The organism is Brevundimonas basaltis (assembly GCF_014202075.1).
In the GTDB taxonomy this organism is placed as follows: Bacteria; Pseudomonadota; Alphaproteobacteria; order Caulobacterales; family Caulobacteraceae; genus Brevundimonas; species Brevundimonas basaltis.
The window spans coordinates 531,159-553,080 of record NZ_JACHFZ010000001.1 but is presented as its reverse complement, the minus strand read 5'-3'; the positions used below and the strand labels follow the sequence as shown (position 1 = coordinate 553,080).

Genomic DNA, 21,922 nt, shown 5'->3' with positions numbered 1-21,922 from the left:
CAGTCGGGGTCAATCGCAGTCGCATTTGCATCGACCGTAAACCCCCGTTCTGAAACCGGACCGCCGCCAGGGGGTTGCAGACATAGCAGTTATCAGGCGCCCGCCATGTCATCGCTCCGGCCCTACATCGAACGCGTGTCCACCGTCTTCCGCGGAGCCGCCTCCCGTATGCGGACGGGCCACGTTGTCGCGCTGTCTGTCCTCGCGGCGGCTGCCTTCGGTCTCGTCGGTCTACGCGCCGTCGAGCTACCGGGGCCGCGCCCGGTAAGCGACAGCGACCGCCTGCGGATCGAGATCGTGCCGCCGGTCGAACCCGACCTCGTCCCCGGTTCGGTGATGGAGGTCGGTGAACTGGTCGACGGCTTCCAGGGTTTGCCGCCGCCCCTTCCGCCCCTGACCGACGTGGCCTGGTCGTACGACGATGGCTGGGACGACCTTGATGAGGTCTCAAGGCCGCGCCGCGAGACCCGGCGTGTGTCCGAGGCACGCGACTACGAGCCGGCGCCCGAAACCGAACGGACTTCAGCGGTGCGGACGGTGCAGCGCTGGTTTGGCTTCGATGCGCCGCAGCGCGATTTTCAGGCCGAGCGAGAGGCCCGGCGCGCCCGTCTGGACGCCATGGAGCGGGACGCCCGGGAAGCCCGCGCCCGTGAACGCCGCGCCGCCGAGCGCTATCGTCATGATCGCGCCCGGGAGGACGAGCGCCGGGTCTTTGCGAGCCGAGAAGCGCGCGGCGGCCCCCATTGGCGGATGGTTCCTCCGGACCGGGAATGGCGCGAGCCCCGCAGGCCCCTCCCGCCGCCGGACTTCCGCGAGCCGCGTCCGGAGCGCGCCCAGGAGCCGTCGCGCCACCTGTCGCCTCCGCCCCCGCCGGACAGTGGACCGCGGCCCTATTACGGATGGTCGGACTGACCCCAGGGCGGCGCCCGAACGAGAACTTGACCCGGGGTGATCTTGGCAGGCCTCGCGGCCCGGTCTAGGTCGGAGGTTCAACCTCGTCAGGAGACGCACCATGGCCGATCTGGCCCAAGTCACCGAACACATCCGCGGCGCCGTCGGCGACAACTCCGGTCTGGGCAAGACCGTGAAGATCGATCTGGGCGACGCCGGTAAAATCTACATCGACGGCGCCTCGGTTCCGAACACCGTGACTAATGAGGACAAGCCGGCCGACGCCACCGTCTCCATGTCTTGGGATGACTTCATGGCCCTGTCGAACGGTCAGCTCGATCCGATGATGGCCTTCATGCAGGGCAAGCTGAAGATCGCCGGCGACATGATGATCGCCCAGAAACTGGCCCCGCTGCTGAAGCGCTGAGGCGGGCGGCGACGGACTGATTTCAGCGGCGCGGCTCCGACGGGGTCGCGCCGTTTTCGCATCGGAGCATCACCATGGATTTCCGCCTCAGCGAAAAGGCCCTGCATTGGCAGGATCGCGTCCGCCGTTTCATGGAGGACAAGGTTCTGCCGCGCGAAGCGGACTACCGGGCGCAGGTCCGCGCAAATCCGTCCCGCCAACCCCCGGTCATGGAGACGATGAAGGCCGAGGCGCGCGAGGCGGGCCTGTGGAACATGTTCCTGCCCGGTGATCACGGCGCCGGTCTGACCAACCTCGAATACGCCCCGCTGGCCGAGCTTATGGGCCGGCATCTGTGGTCGGCCGAGGTGTTCAACTGCAACGCTCCCGACACCGGCAATATGGAAGTGCTCCATATGTACGGGAACGCGGCGCAGCAGGACCGCTGGCTGAAGCCCCTGATGGCCGGTGAAATTCGTTCGGCCTTCCTGATGACCGAGCCCGAGGTCGCCTCGTCCGACGCCACCAACATCCAGACCCGCATCGTCCGTGACGGCGACCACTATGTGATCAACGGTCGAAAATGGTGGTCGACCAACATGGCCCACCCGAACGTCGCCGTGACCATAGTCATGGGCAAGACCGACACTGATGCCGCCACCCACGCCCAGCAGTCCCAGATCATCGTCCCGGTCGACGCGCCGGGCTTCCGCGTCGAGCGGATGCTGACGGTGTTCGGTTATGACGAACTGCCGATCGGCCACGCCGAGGTGGTTCTGGAGAATGTCCGGGTCCCGGTGGAGAACCTGATCGCCGGCGAGGGCCGGGGCTTCGAGATCGCCCAGGGCCGCCTCGGGCCGGGCCGCATCCACCACTGCATGCGCGTCATCGGCATGGCCGAACGGGCGCTCGAACTGATGACCGCCCGCCTGCTCAGCCGCACCGCCTTCCGCAAGACCCTGGCCGAGCATTCGGTCTGGGAACAACGCGTCGGCGAGGCCCGCACCCAGATCGAGATGTGCCGCCTGCTGGTGCTCAAGGCCGCGTGGATGATGGACAACGGCGGCGCCAGGAACGCCAGGTCCGAGATCGCCCAGATCAAGGTCGCGGCGCCGCGCATGGCGCTGCAGATCATCGACGACGCCATCCAGGCCCATGGCGGGGCCGGCGTCTCGGCCGACACGCCCTTGGCCGAGATGTACGCCATGGTCCGTACCCTGCGCATCGCCGACGGCCCTGACGAGGTCCATAACCGCACCGTCGCCCGGCTGGAGTACGCCAAGCATGGGGGGCGGGGCGGCTAGTAGCGGGTCGCCATCGTCGGATGGGCCCGGGCGACCCGGCGGCCCCTCGTGGACGGGTTCAGTCGGCAAGGCGCTCCAGTGCTTCGATAAGGCGATCCAAGCGGGCGACCTCATCCTCGAGCCGGGTCTGTTCGGAGGCCATGTCGACCAGCGTACCGTCCTCGTAGCTGAGTTGGGCGCCCTTCGCGATCAGGTCGAGGCGGTAGATCAGGGTGACCCGACGGGCGGCCAACCGGGCGAGGTCCGTCCCGTTCTCAGCGACCGTCATCAGCTCGCGTCCCGCCACGCCTTCAGCGCCTCCAGCGCCCGCACGCTCATCAGCCGCTTTTTTGCCCGCCCGCGATCCTTGGGCGGAATCTTCTTGCCCTCGGCGTCCACCTTCGGCGCCTCCAGCGGCGGCAGCAGGCCGTAGTTGATGTTCATCGGCTGGAATTTCGAGCCTTCCAGATGGCCGCCGGTGATGTGTTCGACCAGCGCCCCGATGGCCGTCTCGGGCGGGGGCGGCGACAGGTTGCGGCCCAGGGTCTGGGCCGCCGCCAGTCGGCCGGTCAGCAGACCCATGGCGGCGCTCTCGATATAGCCCTCGACGCCGGTGATCTGGCCAGCGAAGCGCAGCCGCGGCATGGCCTTCAGGCGCAACTGGCGGTCCAGCAGTTTCGGCGAGTTGAGGAAGGTGTTGCGGTGCAGGCCGCCGAGCCGTGCGAACTGGGCTTTCTGCAGACCCGGAATCATGCGGAACACCTCGGCCTGGGCCCCGTGTTTCAGCTTGGTCTGGAAGCCGACCATGTTGAACAGGGTGCCGAGCGCATTGTCCTGACGCAGCTGGACGATGGCGTGGGCCTTGACCTGCGGGTCGCGCGGATTGGTCAGGCCAACCGGCTTCATCGGGCCGTGGCGCAGGGTCTCGCGGCCGCGCTCGGCCATCACCTCGATCGGCAGGCAGCCGTCGAAATAGGGGACGTTCTCCCAGTCCTTGAACTCCGCCTTCGGTCCAGCCAGCAGGGCGTCGATGAAGGCCTCGTACTGCGCCTTGTCCATCGGACAGTTGACGTAGGCGGCCGCGTCTCCGCCCGGCCCTTCCTTGTCGTAGCGCGACTGGCGCCAGGCGATGTCGAAGTCGATCGAATCGGCATGGACGATGGGCGCGATGGCGTCGAAGAAGCTCAGGCTCTCCTCGCCGGTAGCCTTCAGAATGGCGTCTGCGAGGGCGGGCGAGGTCAGCGGGCCGGTGGCGACGATGACGTTGTCCCAGTCTTCGGGGGGCAGGCCGGCGATCTCCTCGCGCATGACGGTGACCAGCGGGTGGGCCTCCAGCTTCGCGGTCACCGCCTGCGAGAAGCCGTCGCGATCGACCGCCAGCGCCCCGCCGGCCGGCACCATATTGGCGTCGCCGCAGGCCATGATCACCGAGTTCAGCGCCCGCATCTCGGCGTGCAGCAGGCCGACGGCGTTGTACTCCCAGTCGTCCGAGCGGAACGAGTTGGAGCAGACCAGTTCGGCGAGGCCGTCGGTGTGGTGGGCGTCGGTCTTCACGCCGGGCACGCCGCGCATCTCGTGCAGGACGACCGGCACGCCGGCGTGGGCGATCTGCCAGGCGGCCTCGGAGCCGGCGAGGCCGCCGCCGATGACGTGGACGGGGGTGGGGGAGGTGGAGGCGTTCATCGCGGCTTTCTAGTCATGCGGACGGTCCGCGTCAGCCTCGGAATTCGATCTGGCTTGGGCCTCAAGCTTGGCTGTGGTTAATAGAAGGCCGCCGGGGAGGGCGCGGTATGAAGACATTTTCGATTTCTCAAGCTGTCGCCGAGCCGTTCCGGCAGGCGGTGCGGCGCCCAATGGCCACGATGATCTGGGGGCTGGTGCTGCTGGCGCCGACGGCGCTCGCCTTCGCCGCCATCATTCCAATGTTGACGGAGCTTATGGCGTCGGGCGCGTTCGAAAACGGACCGGGCCCGGACCACGTCTCGCCGTTCGACGACGATTTCGCCGCGATGATGCAGTTCCAGATCTGGAGCCAACTGGCCAACATCGCCCAGCTGTTCGCGGTCCTTCTGGTGACCACCGCCATCATTCGGGCCGTCTTCGCGAGCCGGCGCGGGGACAGCGCCGCTCACCTCCGCATCGGCATGCAGGAGCTCTATGTCGCCGTAATCGGGGTGACGGTGGGGATCGGCATGGTGATCACCGTGGTCGCGGCTGTTCTGCTGGCGGTGGCGATCGGCCTGGCCCTGGGGGGGACGCCCGAGCCGTGGCGGAGCCTCATCTATTTCGGCATGGGGATCGGGTTGGCGGTCGGCTTTCTTGCCCTCTGGGGGCGGCTTGCCCTGCTTGCGCCTGCCTGTCTCCGCTACAACACATTCGCCTTCGTCGAAGGCTGGAAGCTGGGCCGCGGCCAGACGTGGCGTCTTCTGGCGCTGATGATCGTGATGTTCTTTGTCGCCCTCGTGCTCTGCGCTGTCCTGTTCACCGTCATCCTCGTGGCCGCGATGTTCGTGGGCGGCGGCATGGCGGCGATGGAGCCCGAGCCCGAGGCCGTGCAGGCCTGGTTCGAGGGGCTGCAGGGGCGGCCCTTGCTGTTGATCGGCGGCGGGATCTTGCTGCTGCTGCCCGTCGCCTGGGTTCACGGCTTCTGCCAGTTATTGGGCGCCGCCCCCTTCGCCCGGGCGGTGCTCGATCTCGCGCCCGACGTAACGCCGAACAGCGCGATTTCCGCTGACACGGCCCTGATCGACCACTAGGTTCCGGGCGAATACGCATAGGAGGGGACCATGGCGTTTTCCGGCAGCGACGCGGCGTTTGAGGGCTTTCGGCTCGTCAGGCGCAATCCGATGGCGCTTGTCGCCTGGGCGGTTCTTTACGCCATCGTGAGCGTGGGCAACCTGTTCGCCATGTCGACCATGATCGGCCCGATGACCGAATGGGCGGAGCGGATGGAGGCGTTGGAAGCCCAGTCCCCCAAGGCGACCCCGGAACAGGTTCTGGAGGCGTTTCAGGGCTTCGGACAGGTGATGCTGGGCATGGCCTGGCTGCTGCCGATCACGCTGATCGTCACGGCCATGCTGATGGCGGCGGTCGCGCGGGGGGTGCTGAACCCACGCGCCACGGGGTTCGGCTATCTTCGGCTCGGCATGGACGAACTTCGCGTGTTCGTCGTCACCCTCGTGCTCGGCATCGTAATCTTCTGCGCCTGGATCGCCGTTGCCGTCGTGGTCGGCACGCTGGCGGGCATCGCCAGCGCCGCCGGCGCCAACTGGTTGTGGTTGTTCGTGGTTCTGGCCGGCCTCGCCGGCGTCGCCGGGCTTGTCTGGCTCGCCGTCCGCCTGAGCCTGGCGGTGCCGATCACAGTGGCCGAAAACCGCTTCGCCTTCTTCGACTCGTTCGCGGTGACGCGCGGACGGTTCTGGTCCCTGCTCGGCATGGCTGTAATCGCCTTGGCCATGGTGCTCGTGATCAGCATGCTGTCCTGGGTCGTCACCCTGCCCCTCGCGATGATGGCCGGAGGCGAGATATGGTCCATCGGTTCGGGCGGCGACGCCGAGGCAGTGGCTGCGGCCCTTGACGTGACCAACCCGTGGATCATCGCCAGCGCCGTCGCCGAAGCGGTGGTCTACGCCCTGACGGTCGGGGTGATGTACGCGCCCTTCGCCGCCGCCTATCGCGACATCAAGGGACTGGGCGCGGAGACCCCGACCGCCTGAGACGAGAGCGCCTCAGGCCCGCTTCTTCAGCGCCGCCACCCGGGCCTTGCGGCGGGTCTCGTGCCGGTCGAGCACCTCCTTGAGGTATTTGCCGGTCCAGCTCTTGGGGTTGGCGGCGACCTGTTCAGGGGTGCCGACCGCGACGATCTCGCCGCCGCCGTCGCCGCCCTCGGGGCCGAAGTCGAGCAGCCAGTCGGCGACCTTGATGACATCCAGATTGTGCTCGATGACGACGATGGTGTTGCCGTTCTCGACCAGTTCCTGGAGTACCTCGAGCAGTTTGCGGATGTCCTCGAAATGCAGGCCCGTGGTCGGCTCGTCGAGGATGTAGAGGGTCTTGCCGGTGGCCCGTTTCGACAGCTCCTTCGACAGTTTGACCCGCTGGGCCTCGCCGCCTGACAGGGTGGTGGCGGACTGGCCGACCTTGATGTAGCCGAGGCCGACGCGATTGAGGGTCAACATCCGGTCGCGGATCGAGGGCACGGCCTTGAAGAAGCTTCCGGCCTCTTCAACCGTCATATCCAGAACGTCGGATATGCTCTTTCCCTTGAAAACAATTTCCAGGGTTTCGCGGTTGTAGCGTTTGCCCTTGCAGACGTCGCAGGTGACGTAGACGTCGGGCAGGAAATGCATCTCGATCTTGATCAGGCCGTCGCCCTGACAGGCCTCGCAGCGCCCGCCCTTGACGTTGAAGCTGAACCGGCCGGGACCATAGCCGCGCGCCTTCGACTCGGGCAGGCCGGCGTACCAGTCGCGGATCGGGCCGAAGGCGCCGGTGTAGGTCGCCGGATTGGAGCGCGGGGTGCGGCCGATGGGCGACTGGTCGATGTCGATGACCTTGTCGAACAGCTCCAGTCCCTCGATCCGGTCGAAGGGAGCGGGGGCGTCGGAAGCGTTGTGCAGTCGGCGCGCGGCGGCCTTGTAGAGGGTCTCGATGGTGAAGGTCGACTTGCCGCCGCCGGACACACCGGTGATGCAGGTGAACAGACCGCCGGGGATTTCGCCGGTGACGTTCTTGAGATTGTTGCCAGTGGCGCCCGACACCCGGAGCATCCGCTTGCGGTCGACCGGTCGCCGGCCCTCGGGCGGTAGTTCGATCTCCCGTTCCCCGGTCAGGTATTTGGCGGTCAGGGATTTGGCGTCGGCCATGACCTCGGCGGGCGTGCCCTGGGCGCAGACCTCGCCGCCGTGGACGCCGGCGGCCGGGCCCATGTCGATGACATAGTCAGCGGTCAGGATGGCCTCCTCATCGTGCTCGACCACGAGGACGGAATTGCCGAGGTCGCGCAGGCCACGCAGGCTTTCCAGCAGCCGGGAGTTGTCGCGCTGGTGAAGGCCGATGGACGGCTCGTCCAGCACATAGAGCACGCCCGTCAGGCCCGAGCCGATCTGTGAGGCCAGCCGGATGCGTTGGCTCTCGCCGCCCGACAATGTGCCCGAGGCGCGCGACAGGTTCAGATAGTCCAGGCCGACATTGTTGAGGAAGCGCAGCCGGTCGGTGATCTCCTTCAGGATCCGCCGCGCGATCTCCATCTGCTTGTCGGTCAGCTTGCCGTCGAGGTCGGTGAACCATTCGTGGGCGTGCTTGATCGACAGCCACGACACCTCAGCGATGTCCGTCCCGGCGATCTTGACCGCCAGGGCCTCGGGCTTGAGACGTTTGCCGCCGCAGGCTTCGCACGGCGTCTCCGACTGGAACCGGCCCAGCTCCTCGCGCACCCAGGCGCTGTCGGTCTCGCGCCAGCGGCGCTCGAGGTTCGGCAGGACGCCCTCGAACGCCTTGGTCGTCTCATAGGTGCGGGCGTTGTCGTCGTAGGTGAATTTGATCTTCTCCCCGCCCGAGCCGTGCAGGATCACGGCCTGCGCCTTCTCCGGCAGGTCGCGCCACGGCTTGTCCATCGAGAAGCCGTAATGGCGGCTGAGGGACTGCAGCGTCTGGGTGTAGAGCGGCGACGGGCCGCGCGACCACGGCGCCACCGCCCCCTTGTGCAGGGCCTTGTCGCGATCAGGCACCACCAGGTCGGCGTCGAAGGCCAGCTTGACCCCCAACCCGTCACAGGTCGGGCAGGCCCCGAACGGGTTGTTGAAGGAGAACAGCCGCGGCTCGATCTCGCTGATGGTGAAGCCGGAGACCGGGCAGGCGAATTTTTCCGAGAAGGTGATCCGCCGGGGCTCCTCGCCCTCGGGCGCATTGGCCCACTCCGCCACCGCGATGCCATCGGCCAGACCCAGGGCGGTCTGCAGGCTGTCAGCGTAGCGGCCTTCCAGGCCCGGCTTGGTGACGATCCGGTCCACGACGATGTCGATGTCGTGTTTGAACTTCTTGTCCAGCGTGGGCGCGTCTTCGATGGCGTAGAACTGGCCGTCGACCTTGAGCCGCTGGAAGCCCGAGCGCTGCCACTCGGCGATCTCCTTGCGGTACTCGCCCTTGCGGCCGCGAACCACGGGAGCCAGCAGCAGCAGGCGCTCGCCCTCGGGCAGGGCGGTCAGCTTGTCGACCATCATCGAGATGGTCTGGCTCTCGATCGGCAGGCCGGTGGCCGGCGAATAGGGCACCCCCACCCGCGCCCACAGCAGGCGCATATAGTCGTGGATCTCGGTCACCGTGCCGACGGTCGAGCGCGGGTTCTTCGAGGTGGTCTTCTGCTCGATCGAGATGGCCGGCGACAGGCCCTCGATCAGGTCCACGTCCGGCTTGCCCATCAGCTCGAGGAACTGGCGGGCGTAGGCGCTCAGGCTCTCGACATAGCGGCGCTGGCCCTCGGCGTAGATGGTGTCGAAGGCCAGCGAGCTCTTCCCCGAGCCCGACAGGCCGGTCATCACCACCAGCTTCTCGCGCGGGATGTCGATGTCAACGCCCTTGAGATTGTGCTCCCGCGCGCCGCGCACGCGGATGAAGTTGTGCTTTTCGGTCATGGAATCCGGGAACGCGGGAGGGCCGGACGAGGTCCGGCGCGACGACGCTATATGGGGATCAATTCGACGCTTTCAGCAAGAACATTATGGGAACGCGCGCGGTTCGGTCGCCGTCTGCTGACACCATTTTGGCAGGAGACGGCGGTGCTTGGGCCGCTCAACTGGGCGGCGTCCACGCGTCTTGCGACTGCACATAGCGCTCACCCTTCCGCAACAGGACGCCGTTGGCGCCGGCGATGCCCAGCTCCAGGCTCTCGGCGATGCGGCGGGCGCGTTCGATGAAGTGGTCGGCGGCCACGGGGGGACACAGCTCCCGCGCCGTCGTCTCGAAGAGCTCCAGCCAGCGGTCGAAATGGCGGGCGTCGACGGGTAAGGGCAGGTGCTTCGGCATCGGACGACCGTGATAGGCGCCGCTCATCAGCGCCACGGATGACCAGAACAGCTTCATCTGTTCGAGGTGAGGTCCCCAGTCGTCAATACGCTCGTGGAAGACTGGGCCAATTAACTGATCGCCACGAACCCGCTCGTAGAAGCCATCGACCAGCCGGCCGATCATCGCTTCGTCGATGCCGGTGTCGGCCCGGATCTGGTCGACGACCGCCGCGCGGCGGGTTGCGGCGTCCTCGGTGTCGGCGGCATGGCTCATGGCCGCCATCTAGGGCGGACCGGGCGCCGAAGCCAGTCGGCGCGGCGTCGCAGGCCGGTGCAACTGGGTCTTCTCACGGCCTTGTCAGCAGCGGGGTTCGCCGAAATCGCTTGCGAATTCTGGTCCGCGCAACCATCCTGTTGGTTCGAGTGAGTTCACTGGAGGCCCGACGAACATGATCAGCGCACTGGGAATTGGTTTCGCCCTTTCCGCCTCGCTGCTCGCGTTTGTCCATGTCCTTACCCAACCTCGTCCCCGGCCCGTCCGCATACGCACTCGTGACGCTCGATCGCGTCGCGGCCCGCACGCCTGACGGCCACACCCTATTTTTTGACCTGAGCCTCGCCTTCGGGCGCGAGCGCACGGGCCTTATCGGCCGCAACGGCGTCGGCAAGACCACCCTGCTGCGCCTCGTCACGGGCCTCGCCGACCCCGCGGAGGGCGTTGTCTCGCGCGCCGGCAAGGTCGGCTGGCTGGAACAGCGGCGCGAGCCCCGGACCGGCGAGACGGTGCTGGACCTGCTCGGCGTCGGCCCGGCCATGGCCGTGGTGCGCCGGGTTCTGGCGGGCGAAGGCGCGGCGGATGATCTGGCGGTGGCCGACTGGACGCTGGACGACCGCATCCAGGCCGCCCTCGCGGATGTCGGCCTCCCCGGCCTCGACCTCGACCGCCCGGCGGCGACCCTGAGCGGCGGAGAGCAGACGCGGGCGCGCCTTGCGGCCCTGTTGCTGCAAGCGCCAGACCTGCTGGTGCTCGACGAACCCACCAACCATCTCGACAAGGCCGGCCGCGACGCCGTCGCCGATCTGCTGGCCCGCTGGAAGGGCGGGGCGGTCGTGGTCAGCCACGACCGCGCCCTGTTGCGACGGATGGACCGGATCGTAGAGTTGTCGGGCCTTGGGGTCGCCGTCTACGGCGGGAACTACGACCTGTACGCCGAGCGCAAGGCGGCTGAGCGCGTCGCGGCCGAACGCGATGTGGAAGTCGCCGAGAGAAGCGCGGCCCAGGTGGCGCGCGAAAGCCAGACGTCGCTGGAGAAGAAGGCCCGCCGCGACAAGGCCGGCCGGGCCTTCGCGGCGAAGAAGTCCGAACCGAAGATTCTGCTCGGCGCCATGGCCGAACGCGCCGAGAACTCGGGAAACCGTGAGCGTCTGCTCGCCCGCCGCCGGGCCGAGGCCGCCGAAGTCGCGCTCAACGAGGCCCGGTCACGGCTCGAACGGGTGCGCGCCATGACCATCCCCATTCCGTCCTCAAGGCTCGCTGCCGGAAAGACGGTGCTGACACTGGAGGACGCGACGTGGCACACGCCGGACGGGCGTCGCGTGTTCCGCCCGATCTCGCTGCGCATCACCGGCCCGGAACGGGTGGCCGTCACGGGCCCCAACGGCGTCGGCAAGTCAACCTTGCTGAAGCTGATCGCAGGCCCGCTGGAGCCGACGGCAGGCCGGGTCGAGCGTTCCGGCGCGGCGGTCCTCCTGGATCAGGAAACCGCGCTCCTCAAGCCCGATGAAACCCTGATGGAGGTCTACCGTCGCCTGAACCCGGGGACCACGGCGAACGCGGCGCACGCCGCCCTGGCGCGCTTCCTGTTTCGCAATGCGGCGGCGCACCGGATCGTCGGAACCCTGTCCGGCGGCGAACGGCTGCGCGCTGGCCTGGCCTGCGTCATGGCCGGCGCCCGCCCGCCGCAGCTGCTGATCCTCGACGAGCCGACCAATCACCTCGATCTCGACTCCATCGCGGCGGTCGAGGCGGCCCTGATCGCCTGGGACGGGGCGATGGTCGCGGTCAGTCACGATCCGGACTTCCTCGCCGCCGTCTGCGTCGACCGGACGGTCGAACTCAGGCGGTGCGGTTGAGGGCCACGGCGCGGCCGTCGCCAGTGTTGGCCTGGCCGGTGGAGCCGTAAGCCGAGGGGCTTCCGCGCTGGGCGGCGACCTCGGCGGCGATGGTCTTGACCAGTCCCTCGGAGATGATCCGCGCCGCCTCGATAGCGCGCGAGTGGCGGCTCAGCACCACCTCAAAAGCTTCGGTGGCCTTGATCAGGGCTTTGCGCTCGCCGACCGGAGCGGCGGCCAGCACAGCCGGATGGGCCTTCACCTGGGCCGACTCCCGGCGATAGGCGTTGGCCAGGTCCTGGGTCCCGGCGAGGCATGCGGCTGCGTCCTGCGGCCGGTGCGCCTCGAAGGCCTCGGCTTCGGCGCCGAGGCTGGCGGTCAGCCGCTCGGTCAGGTCGATCAGCTGGCGCACGCGAGCCGTGGCGTTGAGTTCGGCGGTTCCGGTCACTGGTCTTGCTCCTGCATCTTCAGCATCTGGGCGACGACCTGATCGGCCAGGCCGATCCCGCCGGCCCTGACGGTCTGTTTGGCCATGGCCTCGATCATGAAACCCCGCCAGGTGCCCTCGGCCTCGCCGCCACCGAAGGGGCCGTCGGTCGAAAGGCCCTCGAACATCGGCTTCAGCATCTGGGCCATGAAGGAGGCCTCGAACGCCTCGGCGGTTTCGCGCATTCGGGTGGTGACCACGGGTGCGGCCGGCGTCGGCTGCAGCAGGGAAGGGGAGACGGCCAGGTCGGTCATGCTCACATCACCTCGATGTCGGCCTGCAGCGCGCCAGCCGCCTTGATGGCCTGCAGGATGCTGATCATGTCGCGCGGGCTGACGCCGAGGGCGTTCAGTCCATTGACGAGGTCAGTAAGCGACGCGCCGCCGCCGACGATGCGCATCTGGCGACCGAGTTCTTCCTCGACAGAGACGTCGGAGTCAGGGACGACGACCGTCTGTCCGCCGCGGCTGAACGGCTCCGGCTGGCTGACATAGGGCATCTCCTGGATGGAGACGGTCAGATTGCCTTGGGCGATGGCGACGGTGGAGACGCGCACTGCGTCGCCCATGACGATGACGCCGTTGACCTCATCGATGATCACCTTGGCGGGCGAGTCGACGGTGACCGGCAGGTTCTCGACCTGGCTGATGAAGCCGGCCATCCCCATCTGACCGGGCGAGCGCAGGGCGATGACGGTGCCGTTCTCGGCCAGAGCCGCGTTCGGATAGACTTGGTTGATTGCGGCGGCGACGCGCTGCGCCGTGGTGAAGTCGGGATTGCGCAGTGTCAGCCGCACCTCGTTCATATTGGCCAGGTGGAAACCGGTCTCGCGCTCGACCGTCGCGCCCGAGGCGATGCGGCCCGCCGTCGGCACGCCGCGCGTGACCGACGAGCCCGACCCGCCGGAGGCCGACACGGCGCCGGTCTGGATCGACCCCTGCGCCACCGCATAGACCTCGCCGTCGGCGCCTTGGAGGCTGGTCACCAGCAGGGTTCCGCCAAGCAGGCTCTTGGCGTCGCACATCGACGAAACGCTGACGTCGATCCGGGCCCCGGGCGTCGCGAACGGCGGCAGCTCCGCCGTCACCATGATCGCCGCCATGTTCTTGGAGTTGGCGTTGGAGCCGCGGATGTTGACGCCCAGCCGCTCGGTCATGCCTTCCAGCGATTGGCGGGTGAACGGGCAGTTGCGCAGCGAGTCGCCAGTGCCGTTCAACCCGACCACCAGGCCGTAACCGACCAGTTGGTTGGTGCGCACGCCCTCGATGGCGGCGATGTCCTTGATCCGCGACTGGGCCTCGGCGGGCCCCGCGAATCCGGCCAGGGCGGCGGCGGTCAGAAGAGAGGCGAGCAGTTTCTGCATCGGTACGGTGTCCGCAAACTGTTGTGCCGACAACGCTGCCAGTCGCGTGCCAGCGCAAAAAGCCTGCAAAAACATACAACAGCTGGCCGCATAGCCTGAGCGATGCGGCAGAAAATGCCGGGCCGTTAACCAAACAGTGACCGACCGCCGACGATGGTCGAGCATGTTCTGGAGTCGCAATCCATGAAGGTCACCGGCCCATCCGGACCGTCCACCTCGCCCGGCGCGCGGCCTGCCGGCCGGCAAGGCGGCGGCTTCTCGGTGCCGTCGTCCGGCGCCGCGGCGCCGGCGGGCGCGGCGACGGCCGCTGCTGGCGTGTCGGGCGTGGCGGGAGTCTCGGCGCTGATGGCGCTGCAAGGTGTCGAGGACGTCACCGAGCGTCGCCGTCGCGCCCTTCGTCGGGGCCATGGCCTGCTGGACCGGCTGGAAGAGCTGAAGCTGGCTCTGCTGGGGGGTGAGGCCGGCGAAGCCGCGCTTGAACGCCTTGGACGCGGTCTGGGCGAGGAGCGCCCAACCGACGCCGATCCCGGCCTGAACAGCCTGCTGAACCAGATTGACTTGCGCGCCGCCGTGGAGCTGGCGAAGGCTGATCTTCGCCGCGCTGCAACATAAGTCGGTGAAATATTTCGCAAAAGCGTGATCGTGGAGCGGCGGGTGATGAAGAAATGTCACGCTCGCCAGTAGAACGGGCGCCAACGCCGGTCACGCTCGCGCGAGCGTTGTTGCCGCGACTCGTCGCCATCCCTATACGCAGCACTGCGCCACAGGGGGGCGCTGTTGAGAGCGTGAGTGCGATGAACGCATTGGCGTCTGCGATTGAGCCGAACGGGTATCGGCCATCCGAGGACGAGCCGTTCATGAGTGAGCGGCAGCAGGCCTACTTTAAGGCCAAGCTTCTGGCCTGGAAGGACGAAATCCTTCGCGAGTCCAAAGGTACCGTGGTCAACCTGAAGGCGGAGACGGAAAATCATCCTGATCTCGTCGACCGGGCGTCGTCGGAATCCGACCGCGCCCTGGAGCTGCGGACCCGCGACCGCCAGCGCAAGCTGATCTCCAAGATCGACGAAGCGCTGCGCCGGATCGAGGACGGCTCCTACGGCTATTGCGAGGAAACCGGCGAGCCGATCAGTCTCGGCCGCCTCGAAGCCCGCCCCACGGCGACCCTCTCGGTCGAGGCCCAGGAGCGGCACGAGCGCCGCGAACGGGTTCACCGCGACGACTGACGAGATCGGCAGCGCCTTGACTTGGCCGCGTGGGGGCGCGACCTACCGCGCCTCGCGTTTCAAGGTCACCGTATGTCCGTCAAGGTTCGCTTCGCCCCGTCGCCGACGGGGAAACTGCACGTAGGCAACGTGCGCACGGCCCTCGTGAACTGGATGTTCGCCAAAGGGCAGGGCGGCGCCTTCGTCCTGCGCATCGACGACACCGACCTGGCCCGTTCCACGCCGGAGTTCGAACAGGGCATCGAAGATGACCTGGTCTGGCTCGGACTGGTCTGGGACGAGCGCTACAATCAGTCGAAGCGGTTCGACCGCTACGAGGAGGCCGCGGCCCGTCTCAAGGCGGCTGGACGCCTGTATCCCTGCTATGAGACCGCCGACGAACTCGACCGCCGCCGCAAGGTCCAGCTCTCGCGCGGCCTGCCGCCGGTCTACGACCGCGCCGCCCTCCAACTGACCGAGGCGGAGAAGGCGGCTTACGAGGCCGAGGGTCGCCGCCCGCACTGGCGCTTCAAGCTGGACGGCAAGCGCGTCGCCTGGGAGGACCTGTCGCGCGGCCACGCCGAGGTCGACACCGCCTCGATGTCCGATCCGGTCCTGATCCGCGAGGACGGCCTGTTTCTTTACACCCTGCCGTCGGTGGTCGACGATATCGACATGGCCATCACCCACGTCATCCGCGGCGAGGATCACGTGACCAACACCGGGGCCCAGATCGAGATCTTCGAGGCGCTGGGCGGCCCAGCGCCCGACTTCGCCCACATGCCGCTGCTGGTCGGGGAGGATGGCTCAGCCCTGTCCAAGCGGCTCGGCTCGCTGTCGATCGCCGAGATGCGCGACCAGGGCTATGAGCCGATCGCCATCACCAGCCACCTCGGCCGGATCGGCACCTCCGATCCGCTCGAGGTCGCGCCGTCGGTCGAGGCCTTGGGCGAGAGCTTCTCCTTCTCGAAGATGGGCCGTTCGCCGGCGCGCTACGATACCGCCGATCTGGACCGGTTGAACGCCCAGGCCCTGCACGCGATGGACTATGCGACGGCGCGGCCGCGGCTCGCCGACCTTGGCTCGGACATGGGTGAAACGGTCTGGAATACGCTTCGGCCCAACCTTCAAAAGTTCGCTGATGTTGTTGATCTGGAACGGATCATCAGTGGGCCAGTCAACCCCGTGATCGAAGATCCGGCCTTCGCCGCCGCCGCGCTCGAGGTCCTGCCGGCCACCCTGGACGCCGACGCCTGGTCAATCTGGACCAATGCCGTCAAGGAGCGCACCGGGGCCAAGGGCAAGGCCCTGTTCATGCCGCTGCGCCACATCCTGACTGGTCAGGCCCACGGCCCCGACATGGCCAGCCTCGTGCCGCTGATCGGCCGCGAGCGCATTGTGAAACGACTGGCCGGCGAAACCGCCTGATCGACGGACCAGACACAGAAAGGGCCGCCCTTCGGAAAGGGCGGCCCTTGTCTTTGGTCGCTGTGCTTTCGCCGGTCAGGCGTTGCAGGCGGCCACCTGCTCGGCGGTCAGTTCGACGCCCTTGTAGGTGAAGGCGGTCACGGCGCCGAAGCGGGCCACGATCCGGCGGCAGGCGCGGGCGGCCGGCTGGTTGGCGCCGCCGCTGGCGGTGCAGGTCGCACCTTCGCAGCGCCAGGCGGCGCCATCGATGATGGTGCGGGCGGCGGGCGCCTTGGAGGCGTCGGCGAGGACGGCGCTCGAGACGGGGGCGTCGGCGAAGGCAGGGGCGGCGACGAGCAGGGTCGCGGCGATAAGCAGAGCACGCATGGGGAGGTCTCCGAAGATGGCAGGGGCGTTGATCCGCCCGGCGACGTCAGCCGCCAGCCGTGTCGGCGACGTTGACTGACCAGTGATTACTTATCGCTGATCATGTTGCAAGTGAGGCAGATCTTCGGCGGCCCTCACCGCCTCGATCGACTCGGCGACGGTGTTGCAGACGATCCACGCCTGACGGAACGATTCGGGCGTCATGCCCTCATCGATGCTGTGCTCCATCACCCTCAACAGGGCATCCCAGAAGCCGTGCAGATTCAGAAAGATGACTGGCTTGGCGTGCAGATCAAGGCGCTTCCACGATAGCACCTCAATGGCCTCTTCCAGCGTGCCGACGCCGCCCGGCGCAACCACGAAGGCGTCGGACTGGTCGTACATGATGGTCTTGCGCTCGTGCATCGACGGCACGACGAGCGTCTCGACGTCGTCGAATAGCCGCTCGCGGCTGCGCAGAAAGCCGGGCATGACTCCCAGCACCCGCCCGCCGGCGGCGTGGGCCGCCCGCGCCGAGGCCCCCATCAGCCCGACGCCGCCGCCACCGTAAACCAGTCGCCAGCCCGCGTTAGCCGTCGCCGCGCCGAAGTCCCGCGCCGCGTCCAGATATTCCGGCCGGACGGACTCGGACGAGCCGCAGAACAGGCAGACCGACTTGCCGTCGAACGGCTGGATGGTGACGGACGACGACATGGAGCCTCTTGAAGACAGTGAAAGACAGCGGGCGGGGCGCCGCGTTATCTGGGGCGACACTCCTAACGGTCGGAGAGGCAGTATGAAACGGGCGATGTTGTCGATGGCCGCGGCCGTCCTCGCGGGTGGTGCGGCGGCCTGCTCGCCGTCCCCTCCGGAGCGGACGGCGAGCGAAGCCCAGGCGGCGCGCGAGTGGGCCCGCCCCCCGGTCATCGAACGGGTCGAACGGGCCGGAACATCCCTGATGGTTTCGGGGGTCGCCGATCCCGGGGCGCGGGTCGTTCTGCGCGGAGACGACGGCGCTGCGTTCGCGGCCACCGCAGACCCCGGCGGCGGTTTCGATATCCGCGTCCCCGTGCCCGCCGGCCATCGTCTGCTGCATGCCGAGACCCAGATCGGGCAGGACGCTGCGCCTGCCCCGGATCGCCTGCTGATCCTCGCGGCCGGAAAGGGACCGATCGCGGTGCTCCGTGCGGGGGGGGCGACTCGCCGGCTGGACCCCGCGCCGGTACTGGGCGCGATCGACAGCGACGGCCACATGCGGCTGGCGTCAGGCCGGGTTCCTCCCGGCACACCCGCCGTGGAGATTCAGACCGGGGGAGAGACGGTGCCGGTGGTGCCCGACGCCGAAGGTCGGTGGAGTGTGATTCTGGCCCCTCGGGAGGGGACGGACCAGGTTCGCGTGGGGGGACGGGATTTCGCGTGGCCGGGAGAGGGCGGCGCGTCGGGAGACTGGCAGGTCGAAAGGATCGGAGCGGGTTGGCGTATCCGCTGGACCGGTCCAGGCGGCTCGGGGCAGACCACCTGGCTGCCGGACGCCACCGCGCCCTGACGAGGTTTACGATCCGTTTACCAATTCAGCCGAACGAGGAAGTGTCTTCTTTCGAGGACACCCACCATCACCGAACTCTTCAGCCCGGCGCTCGCGTCGGGCTTTTTTCCGTTCGATTGTGTTGGGGACGGGAGAGTGGCTCCGCGGGTAGGATTCGAACCTACGACCAGCCGATTAACAGTCGGCTGCTCTACCACTGAGCTACCGCGGAACACTTCCTCTCGGGAAGGCGGGCGCTATAGCAGCGCGAGTCAGCCTCGCGCAACGGGAAATATCCGATTGGCCGTAATCCCCATCGATGATCCGCTGGACGCGCGCGTCGCCGTCTTCCGCGATATCCGCGAGCGCGACCTGACGGGCCGCCAGGGGCTGTTCGTGGCCGAAGGGGAGGTGGTGCTGCGCGTGCTCGCCTCGCCGGCCTCCCGGTGCCGCCCTGTCGCCGCCCTGATCGCGGAAAAGCGCATCGCCGCTCTCGCCGATGTCGTCGAGGCCCTGCCGCCGGAGACGCCGGTCTACGCCGCGTCTCAGCCCGTGCTCGACAGCATCGCCGGGTTTCATCTCCACCGGGGAATCCTGGCGGTCGGCGAGAAGCCCGCGCCGCCCCCGCTCGCCGGATTGCTGGCGGGAATGGGCGACGACCACGTGGTGGTGGTGGTCGCCTGCGGGATCGGCAATCACGACAACATGGGCGGGATCTTTCGCGCCGCCGCCGCCTTCGGGGCCGCCGCCGTTCTGCTCGACGGTCGCTGTTGCGATCCCTTCTACCGCAAGGCCATCCGGGTGTCGGTCGGCGCCGTGCTGCGCACCCCGATGTCGAGAGGCCTCGGTGCGAGGGAGCTGATCGAGGGCCTGAGCGGTGCGGGCTTCCGTGTGCTGGCCATGACCCCGTCGTCGCTATCGCCCCTGCACCTCTCGCCTCGGGGCGGCCGCACCGCCATCGTGCTCGGAGCCGAGGGCCCGGGGCTGCCGCCGGACCTGCTTCAGCGCTGCGAGACTTTGGGCATCCCGATGTCGGGCGGCTTCGATTCGCTCAATGTGGCGACGGCGGGGGCCATCGCCCTGCATCATTTCACCCGGGAGGCGTAAACCGTTCACTGATTCGCGATTAACTCTTCGTATACCTTGATGAACGGCGGAAACTGTGCCGCTGTGTCGTGGTCCGGGGGGAGTTGGCTATGCTCGACAACATTCTGTTCTTCGTGAATCGCAACGCGCGGGTCGCGGTCGCCATCACCATCGTCGCCGCGACGGTGAGCGCGGCCACGGTCATCGGCTGGATGACTGCGCCCATCTAGAGGGCGCGTCCGAACTGTCCGAACTCGCGATGGAGGCCTGACCGGGAATCGAACCCGGGTGCAAGGATTTGCAGTCCTCTGCGTCACCACTCCGCCATCAGGCCCTGGGCCGTCTGTTCGACGACCTCGCCATCGCGAGGCGCGTTCGCTATCAGATCGGATTGTCCCCCGCAACGCACAGACCTATAAGCGCGCGAGATTTCGGGCGCGCTACCGCGCCGTCGCCACAACGGGACGATCGAAAGATGGATTTCGCCGCCGCGCGCAAGGTCATGGTGGACAGTCAGGTGCGGGTGAACGATGTCACCGACCGGGACCTTCAGGCGGCGTTGCTCGCGGTCCCGCGAGAGCGCTTCCTGCCTGCCGACCGCGCTTTTTCCGCCTATGCCGAAATCGAACCCGAGATCGCCGGCGGCCGTCGCCTGATGCTGGCCCGCGACCTGTCCAAGCTGCTGATGGCGCTGGAGCCGCGCGTCGGTGAGCGGGCTCTGGCCATCGCCGGTCCGTACGCCGCCGCCGTGCTGGCCCGGATGGGTCTGACGGTCACCGCCCAGGAAGCCGAGGCTGAGGTTCTTGACGTGGTCGTCCCCGCCTTGGCCGAAGCGGGCGTCGAAGGTGTCCTGGCGCCGTTCACCCGGCCAACGGGCGAGGGCTACGATCTGATCGTGTCCGAAGCCGCCACGCCCGTGCGGCCCGACGCCTGGCTGGCGGCGCTCAAGGTCGGCGGCCGGCTGGCCGTGGTCGAGCGCAGCGGGCCTGCCGGCAAGGCCGTCCTGTATGTGAAGGGCGCCTCCGGCGTTTCCCGCCGTGAACTGTTCGACGCGGCTCCGCCCGTGTTGGCCGGCCTCGCGCCCGAGCCCGCCTTCGCCCTGTAGGACCGGCGCCGGCTGGCGCGGTTCGGCGGCCGCGTGAAAAAATCTTAACTGGCGTGGGAGGAAACCGTCCCGCATCAGGCCTATGGGATACAAGAGGGCGTGCGCTTGTCCGTGCGCGCCAGGCAGGAACAGTCATGTTGAAACGTTCGCGCGCGCTCGCCTCGGTCGCCGTCATCGCCGTCTTCAGCGGCATGGGCGCGCCTGCCTGGGCTGAAACGCTGCGGGACGCGATCGCCCTGGCTTACCAGACCAATCCATCGCTGCTGGCCCAGCGGGCCAACCAGCGTGCGCTCGACGAATCGATCGTTCAGGCCCGGGCCGGTCTGCGCCCGCGCCTCGATGTCACCCTCAGCGGCAGCCACACGCAGAGCTACGGCGACAGGGCCGGCTTCGACGGCGACAGCGCCTCGGCCAGCATCGGCCTGTCCCAAACCCTGTGGACCGGCGGCCGCATCGGCCACGGCATCACCGCCGCCGAGGCCGACATCCTCGCCGGCCGCGAGAACCTGCGCGACATCGAACAGACGGTGCTGGCCTCGGTTATTCAAGCCTACGCGGACGTGATCCGCGACGCTGAAATCCTGCGTATCCGCCAGGCCAACCTCGGCGTGCTCCAGCGCCAGCTCGAGGAGGCCTCGGCCCGCTTCGAGGTCGGCGAGATCACCCGCACGGACGTGGCCCAGTCGGAAGCGCGTCTGGCCCAGTCCGAGGCTGATCTGGCCAACGCCCAGGCCCAGCTGTCGGTGTCCCGCGCCTCCTACGCCGCTGTCGTCGGCCAGTCGCCGGGGGACCTCGCTCCGATGCCGGCGCTGCCGGGCGTGCCGTCCGATTTCGACGACGCCCTGGACGTGGCGTTGCGCGACAACCCGGGAATCCGCGCAGCCGCCTACAATCTCCGCGCCGCGGAGGCCAACGCCGCGGCCGCCAGGTCGGAATACCTGCCCTCGGCCCGGCTGACCGCCTCCTACGGCGGCTCGAACGCTGACTTTGACCGGATCGGCGACATCGGCGACAACCAGCGTCTGACCGCCGGCGCCACCGTCTCGGTGCCCCTGTTCACCGGCGGGCTCAACGGTTCGCGTGTGGCCCAGGCCCTCGAGCGCGCCAACGTCGCCCAGATCAATGTCGAGGGCGAGCGCCGCAACACCCTGCAGTCGGTTAGTTCGGCCTACGCCCAGGCCCTCTCGGCGCGCTCCAGCCTGCAGGCGGGGACGGAAGCCGTCCGGGCCGCGACCGTCGCCGCCGAGGGGGTCCGCCAGGAAGCCCAGGTCGGTCTGCGCACCACCCTGGACGTGCTCAACCAGGAACTGGAACTGCGCAACGCCGAGGTCACCCTCGCCAACGCCCGTCGAAACGAATACGTCGCCCAGGCCAATCTGCTCGCCGCCATGGGGCGGCTCGAGGGCGCCGATCTCGATCCGACGCTGACGATCTACAATCCGGCCGACAACTATGAGCGCGTGCGTAACCGGGGCGCGCTACCGTGGGACGGAGTGATCGAGTCCTTTGACCGCGTTCTGGCGCCGCCGATCGTGCCGGCCAACGACGCTGCCGACGCGCCGATCGACCAGCGGCTCAAGTCCGGGATCGTTCAGACGGCCCCGCGGGATTGAAGCGTCGCGGGATCGCCCGATAGGCGACTCAGGCCCGGCTCATTAACCTGTGACGCGAAAAACGCCCGTTGA

22 protein-coding genes and 2 tRNA genes are annotated in these 21,922 nt (G+C 68.1%); 13 read left to right on the top strand and 11 right to left on the bottom strand.

The genetic code is table 11. From position 1 onward, the window contains the following. The first annotated feature begins 135 nt into the window (after positions 1-135). The 3 genes from HNQ67_RS02925 (at position 136) to HNQ67_RS02915 (ending at position 2,601) form a co-directional block, all read left to right on the top strand. Positions 136-912 (top strand): hypothetical protein, encoded by a 777-nt coding sequence (locus HNQ67_RS02925; protein ID WP_183252150.1) that lies wholly within the window; start codon positions 136-138, stop codon positions 910-912. 100 nt (positions 913-1,012) lie between these two features. Continuing rightward, entirely contained in the window at positions 1,013-1,318 is a 306-nt protein-coding gene (locus HNQ67_RS02920; protein WP_183252148.1) for an SCP2 sterol-binding domain-containing protein, read from the top strand. A gap of 74 nt (positions 1,319-1,392) precedes the next feature. Beyond that, positions 1,393-2,601, top strand: a complete 1,209-nt coding sequence (locus HNQ67_RS02915) for an acyl-CoA dehydrogenase family protein (RefSeq protein ID WP_183252146.1) — start codon at positions 1,393-1,395, stop codon at positions 2,599-2,601. Between the two features lie 58 nt (positions 2,602-2,659). On the opposite strand, the gene HNQ67_RS02910 is transcribed toward HNQ67_RS02915, so the two are convergent. Next, positions 2,660-2,869, bottom strand: a complete 210-nt coding sequence (locus tag HNQ67_RS02910; protein ID WP_183252144.1) for a hypothetical protein — start codon at positions 2,867-2,869, stop codon at positions 2,660-2,662. Further along, complete coding sequence (trmFO, locus tag HNQ67_RS02905; protein WP_183252142.1) at positions 2,869-4,263, bottom strand: methylenetetrahydrofolate--tRNA-(uracil(54)-C(5))-methyltransferase (FADH(2)-oxidizing) TrmFO; 1,395 nt, start codon at positions 4,261-4,263, stop codon at positions 2,869-2,871. Before trmFO ends, HNQ67_RS02910 begins: the two co-directional genes overlap by 1 nt. A gap of 107 nt (positions 4,264-4,370) precedes the next feature. Between trmFO and HNQ67_RS02900 the strand changes: the two genes are divergently transcribed. Both HNQ67_RS02900 and HNQ67_RS02895 read left to right on the top strand, forming a co-directional pair. Next, on the top strand, positions 4,371-5,336 hold the full coding sequence (locus HNQ67_RS02900; RefSeq protein ID WP_183252141.1) for a hypothetical protein: 966 nt from the start codon (positions 4,371-4,373) through the stop codon (positions 5,334-5,336). A 30-nt stretch (positions 5,337-5,366) separates the two neighbouring features. Then, complete coding sequence (locus HNQ67_RS02895) at positions 5,367-6,296, top strand: DUF7847 domain-containing protein (protein WP_183252139.1); 930 nt, start codon at positions 5,367-5,369, stop codon at positions 6,294-6,296. 12 nt (positions 6,297-6,308) lie between these two features. Here HNQ67_RS02895 and uvrA read toward each other — a convergent pair whose 3' ends face one another. Together uvrA and HNQ67_RS02885 are read right to left on the bottom strand one after the other, a co-directional pair. Continuing rightward, positions 6,309-9,212: an excinuclease ABC subunit UvrA gene (uvrA, locus tag HNQ67_RS02890; RefSeq protein WP_183252137.1), complete on the bottom strand. Its 2,904-nt coding sequence runs from the start codon at positions 9,210-9,212 to the stop codon at positions 6,309-6,311. A gap of 157 nt (positions 9,213-9,369) precedes the next feature. Beyond that, the gene (locus tag HNQ67_RS02885; RefSeq protein WP_183252135.1) at positions 9,370-9,858 is read right to left on the bottom strand and encodes a group III truncated hemoglobin; all 489 of its coding nucleotides are present in this window, start codon (positions 9,856-9,858) and stop codon (positions 9,370-9,372) included. A gap of 233 nt (positions 9,859-10,091) precedes the next feature. Between HNQ67_RS02885 and HNQ67_RS02880 the strand changes: the two genes are divergently transcribed. Then, complete coding sequence (locus tag HNQ67_RS02880; RefSeq protein WP_183252133.1) at positions 10,092-11,717, top strand: ABC-F family ATP-binding cassette domain-containing protein; 1,626 nt, start codon at positions 10,092-10,094, stop codon at positions 11,715-11,717. Here HNQ67_RS02880 and HNQ67_RS02875 read toward each other — a convergent pair. From HNQ67_RS02875 to HNQ67_RS02865, 3 genes are read right to left on the bottom strand one after another with little or no spacing between them, the layout of a single operon-like run. Then, positions 11,701-12,144 (bottom strand): flagellar basal-body protein FlbY, encoded by a 444-nt coding sequence (locus tag HNQ67_RS02875; RefSeq protein WP_183252131.1) that lies wholly within the window; start codon positions 12,142-12,144, stop codon positions 11,701-11,703. The genes HNQ67_RS02880 and HNQ67_RS02875 overlap by 17 nt on opposite strands. Then, positions 12,141-12,437 (bottom strand): rod-binding protein, encoded by a 297-nt coding sequence (locus HNQ67_RS02870; RefSeq protein WP_183252129.1) that lies wholly within the window; start codon positions 12,435-12,437, stop codon positions 12,141-12,143. The genes HNQ67_RS02875 and HNQ67_RS02870 overlap by 4 nt, the downstream gene beginning before the upstream one ends. Before the next feature lie 2 nt (positions 12,438-12,439). Then, positions 12,440-13,546 (bottom strand): flagellar basal body P-ring protein FlgI, encoded by a 1,107-nt coding sequence (locus tag HNQ67_RS02865; protein ID WP_183252127.1) that lies wholly within the window; start codon positions 13,544-13,546, stop codon positions 12,440-12,442. 183 nt (positions 13,547-13,729) lie between these two features. Between HNQ67_RS02865 and HNQ67_RS02860 the strand changes: the two genes are divergently transcribed. From HNQ67_RS02860 to gltX, 3 genes are all read left to right on the top strand, one after another. Then, the gene (locus tag HNQ67_RS02860; RefSeq protein WP_183252125.1) at positions 13,730-14,158 is read left to right on the top strand and encodes a flagellar assembly protein FliX; all 429 of its coding nucleotides are present in this window, start codon (positions 13,730-13,732) and stop codon (positions 14,156-14,158) included. A gap of 182 nt (positions 14,159-14,340) precedes the next feature. Next, positions 14,341-14,769 carry an RNA polymerase-binding protein DksA gene (dksA, locus tag HNQ67_RS02855; protein WP_183252759.1) on the top strand — a complete coding sequence of 143 codons (429 nt, stop codon included), beginning with the start codon at positions 14,341-14,343 and terminating at the stop codon, positions 14,767-14,769. 72 nt (positions 14,770-14,841) lie between these two features. Beyond that, entirely contained in the window at positions 14,842-16,176 is a 1,335-nt protein-coding gene (gene gltX / locus HNQ67_RS02850; protein ID WP_183252123.1) for a glutamate--tRNA ligase, read from the top strand. 75 nt (positions 16,177-16,251) lie between these two features. On the opposite strand, the gene HNQ67_RS02845 is transcribed toward gltX, so the two are convergent. Together HNQ67_RS02845 and HNQ67_RS02840 are read right to left on the bottom strand one after the other, a co-directional pair. Beyond that, positions 16,252-16,542, bottom strand: coding sequence for a DUF8200 family protein (locus tag HNQ67_RS02845; protein WP_183252120.1), 291 nt, complete (start codon positions 16,540-16,542; stop codon positions 16,252-16,254). A 90-nt stretch (positions 16,543-16,632) separates the two neighbouring features. Further along, positions 16,633-17,235, bottom strand: coding sequence for an LOG family protein (locus tag HNQ67_RS02840; protein ID WP_183252119.1), 603 nt, complete (start codon positions 17,233-17,235; stop codon positions 16,633-16,635). A gap of 82 nt (positions 17,236-17,317) precedes the next feature. Here HNQ67_RS02840 and HNQ67_RS02835 point away from each other — a divergent pair, with 82 nt between their 5' ends. Continuing rightward, positions 17,318-18,067, top strand: coding sequence for a hypothetical protein (locus HNQ67_RS02835; protein WP_183252117.1), 750 nt, complete (start codon positions 17,318-17,320; stop codon positions 18,065-18,067). 136 nt (positions 18,068-18,203) lie between these two features. Here HNQ67_RS02835 and HNQ67_RS02830 read toward each other — a convergent pair. Beyond that, positions 18,204-18,278: transfer RNA gene (locus tag HNQ67_RS02830), tRNA-Asn, on the bottom strand. Positions 18,279-18,346: 68 nt separating this feature from the next. Here HNQ67_RS02830 and HNQ67_RS02825 point away from each other — a divergent pair. Further along, a complete protein-coding gene (locus tag HNQ67_RS02825; RefSeq protein WP_183252115.1) occupies positions 18,347-19,153 on the top strand; it encodes a TrmH family RNA methyltransferase in 807 nt (268 codons plus the stop codon). A gap of 239 nt (positions 19,154-19,392) precedes the next feature. Here the strand turns inward: HNQ67_RS02825 and HNQ67_RS02820 are convergent. Beyond that, positions 19,393-19,466 (bottom strand) — tRNA-Cys (locus HNQ67_RS02820). Positions 19,467-19,607: 141 nt separating this feature from the next. Between HNQ67_RS02820 and HNQ67_RS02815 the strand changes: the two genes are divergently transcribed. Beyond that, a complete protein-coding gene (locus HNQ67_RS02815) occupies positions 19,608-20,237 on the top strand; it encodes a protein-L-isoaspartate O-methyltransferase family protein (RefSeq protein WP_183252113.1) in 630 nt (209 codons plus the stop codon). A gap of 134 nt (positions 20,238-20,371) precedes the next feature. Further along, complete coding sequence (locus HNQ67_RS02810; RefSeq protein ID WP_183252112.1) at positions 20,372-21,850, top strand: TolC family outer membrane protein; 1,479 nt, start codon at positions 20,372-20,374, stop codon at positions 21,848-21,850. Positions 21,851-21,922: the final 72 nt, after the last annotated feature.